Annotated in this window: 10 protein-coding genes and 1 tRNA gene; 7 read left to right on the top strand and 4 right to left on the bottom strand. The window is 36.6% G+C overall.

The features are described from left to right. The 3 genes from R3333_RS10315 to R3333_RS10305 all read left to right on the top strand — a co-directional run. On the top strand, nucleotides 1-747 hold a 747-nt coding region (locus tag R3333_RS10315; protein WP_318958713.1), incomplete at its 5' end, for a hypothetical protein. 76 nt (nucleotides 748-823) lie between these two features. Then, nucleotides 824-1,297 (top strand): transcription elongation factor GreA, encoded by a 474-nt coding sequence (greA, locus tag R3333_RS10310; protein WP_318958712.1) that lies wholly within the window; start codon nucleotides 824-826, stop codon nucleotides 1,295-1,297. Then, nucleotides 1,297-1,686, top strand: a complete 390-nt coding sequence (locus R3333_RS10305; protein ID WP_318958711.1) for an HIT family protein — start codon at nucleotides 1,297-1,299, stop codon at nucleotides 1,684-1,686. The genes greA and R3333_RS10305 overlap by 1 nt, the downstream gene beginning before the upstream one ends. Nucleotides 1,687-1,698: 12 nt before the next feature. Here the strand turns inward: R3333_RS10305 and ruvC are convergent, their stop codons facing one another. Continuing rightward, entirely contained in the window at nucleotides 1,699-2,253 is a 555-nt protein-coding gene (gene ruvC / locus R3333_RS10300) for a crossover junction endodeoxyribonuclease RuvC (RefSeq protein ID WP_318958710.1), read from the bottom strand. Nucleotides 2,254-2,413: 160 nt separating this feature from the next. Between ruvC and R3333_RS10295 the strand changes: the two genes are divergently transcribed. Together R3333_RS10295 and R3333_RS10290 are read left to right on the top strand one after the other, a co-directional pair. Further along, on the top strand, nucleotides 2,414-3,169 hold the full coding sequence (locus R3333_RS10295; RefSeq protein ID WP_318958709.1) for a hypothetical protein: 756 nt from the start codon (nucleotides 2,414-2,416) through the stop codon (nucleotides 3,167-3,169). Beyond that, complete coding sequence (locus R3333_RS10290) at nucleotides 3,150-4,217, top strand: glycosyltransferase (protein ID WP_318958708.1); 1,068 nt, start codon at nucleotides 3,150-3,152, stop codon at nucleotides 4,215-4,217. The genes R3333_RS10295 and R3333_RS10290 overlap by 20 nt, the downstream gene beginning before the upstream one ends. Here R3333_RS10290 and R3333_RS10285 read toward each other — a convergent pair. The 3 genes from R3333_RS10285 to R3333_RS10275 form a co-directional block, all read right to left on the bottom strand. Continuing rightward, on the bottom strand, nucleotides 4,206-5,570 hold the full coding sequence (locus tag R3333_RS10285; RefSeq protein ID WP_318958707.1) for a TIGR00366 family protein: 1,365 nt from the start codon (nucleotides 5,568-5,570) through the stop codon (nucleotides 4,206-4,208). The two genes, R3333_RS10290 and R3333_RS10285, sit on opposite strands and share 12 nt — an antisense overlap. An 83-nt stretch (nucleotides 5,571-5,653) precedes the next feature. Further along, the gene (locus tag R3333_RS10280; RefSeq protein ID WP_318958706.1) at nucleotides 5,654-6,022 is read right to left on the bottom strand and encodes a DUF3127 domain-containing protein; all 369 of its coding nucleotides are present in this window, start codon (nucleotides 6,020-6,022) and stop codon (nucleotides 5,654-5,656) included. A 12-nt stretch (nucleotides 6,023-6,034) separates the two neighbouring features. Beyond that, complete coding sequence (locus R3333_RS10275) at nucleotides 6,035-6,931, bottom strand: flavin reductase family protein (protein WP_318958705.1); 897 nt, start codon at nucleotides 6,929-6,931, stop codon at nucleotides 6,035-6,037. A 273-nt stretch (nucleotides 6,932-7,204) separates the two neighbouring features. Between R3333_RS10275 and R3333_RS10270 the strand changes: the two genes are divergently transcribed. Then, nucleotides 7,205-7,286, top strand: a tRNA-Leu gene (locus R3333_RS10270). Nucleotides 7,287-7,361: 75 nt separating this feature from the next. Then, a partial coding sequence (locus R3333_RS10265; RefSeq protein WP_318958704.1) for a trigger factor family protein occupies nucleotides 7,362-8,035 on the top strand: 674 nt, incomplete at its 3' end.

The following is an 8,035-nucleotide window of genomic DNA, read 5'->3' as shown; positions in this document are numbered from 1 at the left end:
GATGTTATTTCTGTAGCTATTCAGGCATTTGGTTTCGGTGAGGTTTACCAAACTACGGTAGATTTACCAGAACCAACAGGAGCTGTTTTTACACCTCGTCAAAACATTGTTAATGTTGGATATGCTAGAGAATTCTCTAACTCTATTTACGGTGGGTTTAACTTAAAAGTATTAACTGAAAGTGTAGCGAATATGTCTGCATCAGGTGTTGCTTTTGACGCAGGTATCCGTTACGTAACAGGTGAGCAAGATCACGTTAAATTTGGTATCTCTTTGAAAAATGTAGGTCCAACAATGCAATTTGACGGTGATGGTTTAGCTACACCAATTACCTACCAAACAACTGGTGGTTCTGCAACTTTAGAGCAAAGAGCGAATGACTTTGAAATGCCATCTCAATTGGTGATGGGAGTATCTTATGATTTCTTATTCTCTGAAACAAATAAATTGACTGCTGCAGGTTCGTTTACTGCGAACTCTTTCAGTAATGACCAATACCGTTTCGGTTTAGATTACGGTATGGCAACTGAAAAAGCTGCATTTAATGTTAGAGCTGGTTATGTATTAGAAAAAGATATTTTCTCTGTGGATAACAGAACGAATGCTTTATCTGGATTAACTGCAGGATTCTCAGTAGATGCTTTAGTTGGAGAAAGTAAAGCACCAATCGGTATTGAGTACTGTTACAGAATGTCTCCAGTATTTGGAGGAATCAATAGCTTCGGTATTACACTTAGCTTAAAATAAAATATTTCATTATATTTGTTAGAACAGGAGGGTCCCTTGGGCTCTCTTGTTTTTTGTTTTAAATTATCAAAGAATCATGTCACAAATAAGTTATTATACAGAAGAAGGTCTTAAGAAATTGAAGGATGAATTGCACGAAATGAAAACAGTTCAACGTCCCTCTATTTCTAAACAAATTGCAGAGGCGAGAGATAAAGGAGATTTGTCGGAGAACGCAGAATACGATGCAGCAAAAGAGGCTCAAGGTATTTTAGAAATGAAAATTTCTAAGTTAGAAAATGTGATAGCGAATGCTCGTATCATTGATGATTCTAAAATGGACAATAACAAAGTTTTCATTTTATCTAAAGTGACCATTAAGAATGTAAAGAATGGTATGGAAGTAGCCTACACTTTAGTGGCAGAAAATGAAGCAGATTTAAAAGCGAAGAAGATTTCAGTTGATTCACCGATTGGAAAAGGTTTGTTAGGGAAGGCAAAAGGTGATATCGCAGACGTGCAAACACCAAACGGAATCGTTCAATTTGAAATCATAAACATCGAAAGATAATGGCCTCTATTTTTACGAAAATCATCAATAACGAAATTCCAAGTCACAAAGTAGCGGAGAACGATGAGTTTTTAGCCTTCTTGGATATTCAACCTTTATCGGAAGGTCATGTACTTGTAGTACCCAAAGAAGAGGTAGATTACATCTTTGACATTGAAGATGATTTATTAGGAAGGATGATGCAATTTGCTAAGTCAGTTGCACGTAAAATGGATAAGGCATTTGATTGCAACAGAATTGGTGTGAGTGTAGTGGGCTTAGAAGTACCTCATGCGCACATTCATTTGATTCCAATCAATTCTGTGCAGGATATGAATTTTAGTAAAGATAAACTGAATTATTCCCAAGAGGAATTAAAGGCAATAGCCGAAAAAATTAAAGCTTCCTGATGGAAGCTTTTTTTATGCCTTTCTGTTTGGATTATTCTTAATAAAGGATGCCCAGTCTTTCGATTTAGATTTATTGTGTTCTCCAACACCTTTGGAGAAGTAATGACATACAGCAGCTGCTAACCCATCAGTGGCATCCAAATACTTGGGGAGCTCCTTTATTTTTAAAAGTTGTTGAAGCATACCAGCCACTTGCTCCTTTGAGGCGTTTCCGCTTCCCGTAATGGCTTGTTTAATTCGTTTAGGGGTATATTCCTCAAAAGGGACGTTTTGTTTCAATGAAGCTGCTATACACACGCCTTGTGCACGCCCCAGTTTTAACATAGACTGAACATTCTTACCGAAGAAGGGGGCTTCAATGGCCATCTCATCGGGTTTGTACTCCGAGATTATTCCATCAACGCGATCGAAAATCTTCTTCAATTTGTCTGGATGATTGTCAATTTTAGATAAGTGAATTACGCCAAAAGTGATGAGTTTAAGTTGTTTATTCTGAACATGAATAATTCCATACCCCATCACTGAAGTACCTGGATCTATACCGAGAATTATCTTATCTTCAACCATAAATTCTATTGATTTGCGAATTCCAAAGTTAAATAAGAAAATAAGAGTCTTGTTACAAATTCCTTTGTTCTTGCTTTTCCTTTGGATTTTCTATGATAAATTGTCGGGTTTTCAATGGACCGATTTTAAAACGCTTCGTATACAGAATAGCTGGTTGTTAATGCTTGGGATCGTACTTATGCCCATTAATTGGTGGTTAGAAGCGCAAAAAATTAAATGGAATGCAGCACAGATAAACGAGGAAGAGAATTTTAGTTTTAAAGCGGTTTTGGCCAGTGTTTTTATGGGTGTGATTACACCCAATCGTTTAGGGAACTTCTTAGGTGCCAGACGTTGGTTTCAAAATAAAGAAGCTTATACTAGTTTAAACCTATATGCAAATTTGTCTCAGTTTGTTTCGACGCTTGTACTTGGTGGAATAGGGTTATTATTTCTGGATGTTATTCCGCTGGACCTACCTTCACCATTACTATATGCCTGTATCGCAATTGCTTTGATCAGTTATTTTTCAATGCCCAAATTGCGTATTCAACAAATCAGATGGTTAAGAGAGTACCGTGTAGAAGTCAACCCTTTGCATAGAGGTAGACTTTTAGGCTTAAGTCTTTTCAGGTCTTTTATTATTAGCATGCAGTATACCTGTTTTCTATTGAGTTTTAATGTTGGTGAGTTCCATACTTTTTTATTGTGGTCAATGGTATATTATTTTTACCTCACATTGATTCCATCTTGGTTTTTAAACCGACTCATTGTTCGAGAAAGTTTGGCTTTAATATTATTTCTACCACTATTAGAAAATTCTATAGGGATTGTCTTTTCCTCTTTGCTAATATGGATATTGAACTTAGGAGTTCCTGCTGTATTTGGCGCATATTACACGGTTAAACAAAAAGCATATGATTCTACCACTACTTAGTGTATCTCTATTAATAATTTTCTTTTATGCTGCTTTTTACTTGGTGGTAATCTCAAGACGAGATTTGGATAAGGAAACAGGAAAACATTTGGATTTACAAGATATTACGCTCATAATTCCTTTTCGGAATGAAGCACATTGTATTGATCGTATTATACATGCACTGCACGAACAATCGGCGCACCCTTTTGAAATAATTTTTATTGATGATCATTCAACAGATAAATCTGTACAGGTATTAAAGGATGAATTAATTGACAGTCCACTTAATTTTAGATTGTACCATTTAACAGATTCATACGGAAAAAAAGCGGCTATACATTTAGGTGTTGACCATGCCGAAACCAATTTCATATTACAGTGGGATGCAGATATAATCCCCCACAAGAACTATTTTGAAAATCTGAGTCAGTTAGAAATACAAGATATGTGGGTGTTACCCGTTGCGTTAAGAAGTAATGTTAGCGGATTAAAGTTTTTTGAATGGGATTATCTTTTCTTTCATGCCTTGAGCTATAAAGTAAGGAACTGGAGAGTGCTTACTGCAAGTGGTGCCAATTTACTTTATAAAAAATCGGGTTATCTAGAAGTAATCGAAGAAACGAAGGGAAAGGAATATCTATCTGGAGACGATTATTTTTTGTTAAATGGATTTGAAAGTAAAAAGAAAACTATTGGAGTGAGTGCTTCAGAAACCGTGAGTGTTCAAACCTATTTACCTGGAACGATAAAGGGGTGTTTGCAACAGCGTTTACGATGGTTAAGTAAAAGTAATTGGTTGGAATATGGTGCAATTCTGTTTTTAACCCTGGTAAATTTGCACTTCCTTCTTTTGCTCTTTCCTTTTTCAGTTACCGGATTGATTATCATCGGATTAAAAACGATGATAGATATTGCCTTGGTGCGTGAATATCTAAAAGGTATGAAAAAGAAAGAGATCTATGCTGTACCGATCTTCTTTTTAGGATTACCATTCTATGTATTGCTTCTGTTTCTTGCGTCTATAATTCTTAAAAAAGAATGGAAGGGAAGGGCTTTAAAAAAGTAAAAGTCCAGCAAGGAATACCACCGTTGCAATACAGAATAGAATAAAGGTAAAAGGAAGTATTTGATACGCTTTAAGTTTGGTAACAGCTAGCAAGGGAAGCGCCCAGAAGGGTTGTAACATGTTTGTTAATTCATCTCCATAAGCCATAGCCATAACCGTTTTCGGTAGATCTGCATTTAATTGTTGCGCTGATTCTATGATGATAGGTCCTTGTATAGCCCATTGTCCCCCGCCAGAAGGAACAAAAAAGTTGACGATACCTGCACTAATAAAAGTGAAAAAAGGAAGGGTTTCTGCCGAGGCAAAAGTAATGATGAATTCAGTAAACATAAAAATGAGTCCGCTCCCTTTTAGTATACCCAATATTCCAAAGTATAAAGGGAACTGAATAAGTATTCCAGAAGCTCCTCGTATGGCTTCATCAATAGCCTTTAAAAATGAATTAAGGTTTTGATGAAAGAGCAGGGCCAAGCCTAGCATGCAAAAGTTGATATAATTGGGTTGTATGAACCCCAATGAACTTTTTCCAGAATAACTGAGGGCTTGCTGTAGAGCTACAATTAAGAACAAAATTCCTAAAGCTTTTGATATCCAAACGCGGTGTTCGAATTTTTCAGCAATACCCAGTTTCTGAATTGATTTTGGTTCAGTGGTAGTCCTTGATTTATTGAGTTGAGGAATACTTCCCGAGTTTCTTTTAGAAATAAAGCCCATAATCATGGGGATGAATATTAAAAGTAAAAGACATACAAATAGATTTAACGAGCTAAACAAGGTGCTCTCAACAGGAATAGAGAGACCGTTAAATCCTAAGGCACTTAAATAATCGCCTTCCATTACTTTTGTGGGTGCACTCCCGGAAAAGCCTCCGTGCCAAACCAATAGTCCTAAATAACCGCAAGCTCCTAAAAGAGCATAATTAATGGCTTGCTTTTTTTGTTGAAAATATTCTCCAATTTTACGTGCAAACAAGGCGCCAAAGATGAGGGCAAGTCCCCAATTGAAATAGCCTAATAATATGGTGCTACTACTTAAAACCACCACGGCGTTTACGCGGTTAGTGCAAAGTAAAAGCAGTTTTTGAATCAGTTTGTTGAAGGGTTGAGATAGCGCCAATGCATGTCCTAACACTAAAATCAACATCATTTGAAAAGCAAAATATAAACCGCCGGCACTTTTATCCCATAAACCTTGGTACCAATAATTACTTAAAGCCAGTAATTTGTTTTCCTCAGCTGAGTTGTCCATGAAAATATAAGCCAGTACAAAAGTCAGCAGCGTAAGAAGGAGGGCTAAACTAAATGGGCTGGGGAAGTAATTCTTGAAATTACGTTCAATTTTTTCTGGGTTCATACTTTTTGCTTTGCTACGAATGTACGAAAGTTGGGCACAAAAAAAAGGCAACCGAAGCTGCCTTTTATATCTTTTAATGTTGCTTAGAATGGAAGATCATCGTCTCCTTCTTCAACAAATGTTTCTGCGCTAGAAGCTGAAGCTGGTTCTGCATTTGGAGCAGCAGCTCCACCACCCATTTTTTCAACTTTCCATACATCCAAAGAGTTGAAGTATTTCACTTCACCTGATGGACTCGTCCATTCTCTACCTCTGATAAAGAAAGAAACGTTAACCATGTCTCCTTGGTTTACATCATCTAATTGAGTAACTCTTTCTTGTGTTAATTGGAATGATATATCTTGTGGATAGTTTCCAGAAGCGTCCGTCACTACAAACTCTCTCTTCTTAAACTTCTCTGAAATCTGTTGCGTGTCATTTTTTACTTTAACAGTACCACTTAGTGTAAACATGTTTTGTCTCTTTTATTGATTATTAAATGAAAGAAGCGTTTTCCACGCATCTTCAATGTTGTTTTCTTGTAATTGTTGTTTGGCCAATTTATGCAATTCTTGTTCAAGTTTTGCTTGGTCTTCTTCTAAAGATACGAAAAGATCAGATAATTCTATGAGCTTGTGCTCGTTCACATCTGTCTCGTTTGGTAACTCGGTAACCCCCGCTAGTTTGGCCAAATCATTCGCGCTTAATATTTCGCTATTTAAAATATCTGCAGGTAAATTATCATATCCTATACCTATCGTTGTAATTGGCTTTGTGATCTCGAACATAGAGTTTTTATCGGCTCTACAGTACCAGTTACCTCCCATACGTGCAACTAAATCAATTTTAGTTTGGTCTATGCGCTTGTTTTCTGTAAGTAGGTCTTCACGAATGTGAATTTTAACTACTTCACAAATCACAAGGTTACCAGCTCCTCCGCCGTCACCCAATTCTATAACTTCATTCACCTTACATTCGAATTGTACCGGACTCTCCTTAACTCTAAAAGGTTTAACGATGTCAGAAGCAATAGGAGTTAATCCACTTTTCGTAAACTCGTTTACACCTTTGGCATAAGGAGAAGAACTTAAACTCATTTGTTCCACGATGTCGTAATTCACAATGTTAATTACACATTCTGGGTGCTCCTTTACATTGTCATAAGTATCTTTTGTTGTATTTGTTCTACCACTTCTTGCCGGTGAAAACACCATGATTGGAGGGTTAGCACTAAATACATTAAAGAAACTAAAAGGAGATAAGTTTGGATTTCCCTCAGCATCTACTGTAGAGGCAAAAGCAATAGGCCTTGGGCCCACAGCTCCCAACAATAAATGATGTAAATGAGGGATTTCTAATTCTTTCGGTTCTATAGAATACATTCTTTTCTGCTAAAAAATTCGAAAACAAAGGTAATGCTTCTCTTTTCGAATACCAACCCTTGTTAATAAGTTTGAAACTTTGTTTTGCATCTTGCTTTAGGTCAGTAAAGATGAGCGGGTTGGAGAAGGAGAGCCTAAATGGAATAAATTGTAAAAAAAATGTGTTGAAATTGTTTGCTATGAAAATAATTCATTATCTTTGCACTCGCTTTCCATAGGTGAAGCGTTATTTGAAATACTATTTTTGAACTGTAAGGGGAAAAAATAATTTCTGCGGATGTGGTGAAATTGGTAGACACGCTAGACTTAGGATCTAGTGCCGCGAGGTGTGTGGGTTCGAGTCCCTCCATCCGCACAATCAAAGGTGGTATAAGATTGTTTTCTTATGCCATTTTTTGTTTTAGATTGTTTAATTGTTAAGAGAAGCAATATGAATGTAACTCGTGAGAACGTTGATGAATTAAATGCAATTTTAAAAGTAGAAGTTGCTAAAGAAGACTATGAGAAGAAGGTAAATGACGTACTTTCGAACTATAGAAAACAAGCCAATATCCCAGGATTCCGTAAAGGAAAAGTTCCAATGGGAATGATCAAAAAACAATACGGTGCTGCTGTATTGGGCGACGAACTTAACAAAATTGTAAATGACGCTCTTTACAATTACATCCAAGAAAACGAAATCGAAATTTTAGGAAATCCTATTCCTAAGAATGACGCAGAGGTTAAAGGTGACTTTAACAATCCAGCAGATTTCGAATTCACTTACGAAATCGGTTTAGCACCAGAATTCGACATCAAATTATCAGGAAGAAACAAATACGATTACGTAAAAGTTAAAGCTGATGATAAAGTTGTTGATCAGGAGATCGATAACATGCGTCGTCGTTACGGAAAGTTATCTGCAGGTGAAAAAGTTGGAGAGAACGATTTAGTAATGGGTCAGTTTGTTGAGTTAGTGAAGAAAGACGTAATCAAAGAAGGTGGTGTGATGAACTCATCAACTATCTCTATGGAATTCGTTGAAGATGAAACTACTCGTAAGAAATTATTAGGAGCGAAAGTGGGTGATGTAATGATGGTTAACCCAGAGAAAGTTTCTAGAGG

Source organism: Lishizhenia sp. (genome assembly GCF_033720595.1).
GTDB lineage: Bacteria > Bacteroidota > Bacteroidia > Flavobacteriales_D > Crocinitomicaceae > Lishizhenia.
This window is presented reverse-complemented; position numbering and strand designations above follow the sequence as displayed.

Coding starts and splice junctions, on each gene's coding strand:
- greA (WP_318958712.1), top strand. CDS start 824: ATGTCACAAATAAGTTATTATACAGAAGAAGGTCTTAAGAAATTGAAG.
- R3333_RS10305 (WP_318958711.1), top strand. CDS start 1,297: ATGGCCTCTATTTTTACGAAAATCATCAATAACGAAATTCCAAGTCAC.
- ruvC (WP_318958710.1), bottom strand. CDS start 2,253: ATGGTTGAAGATAAGATAATTCTCGGTATAGATCCAGGTACTTCAGTG.
- R3333_RS10295 (WP_318958709.1), top strand. CDS start 2,414: ATGCTTGGGATCGTACTTATGCCCATTAATTGGTGGTTAGAAGCGCAA.
- R3333_RS10290 (WP_318958708.1), top strand. CDS start 3,150: ATGATTCTACCACTACTTAGTGTATCTCTATTAATAATTTTCTTTTAT.
- R3333_RS10285 (WP_318958707.1), bottom strand. CDS start 5,570: ATGAACCCAGAAAAAATTGAACGTAATTTCAAGAATTACTTCCCCAGC.
- R3333_RS10280 (WP_318958706.1), bottom strand. CDS start 6,022: ATGTTTACACTAAGTGGTACTGTTAAAGTAAAAAATGACACGCAACAG.
- R3333_RS10275 (WP_318958705.1), bottom strand. CDS start 6,931: ATGTATTCTATAGAACCGAAAGAATTAGAAATCCCTCATTTACATCAT.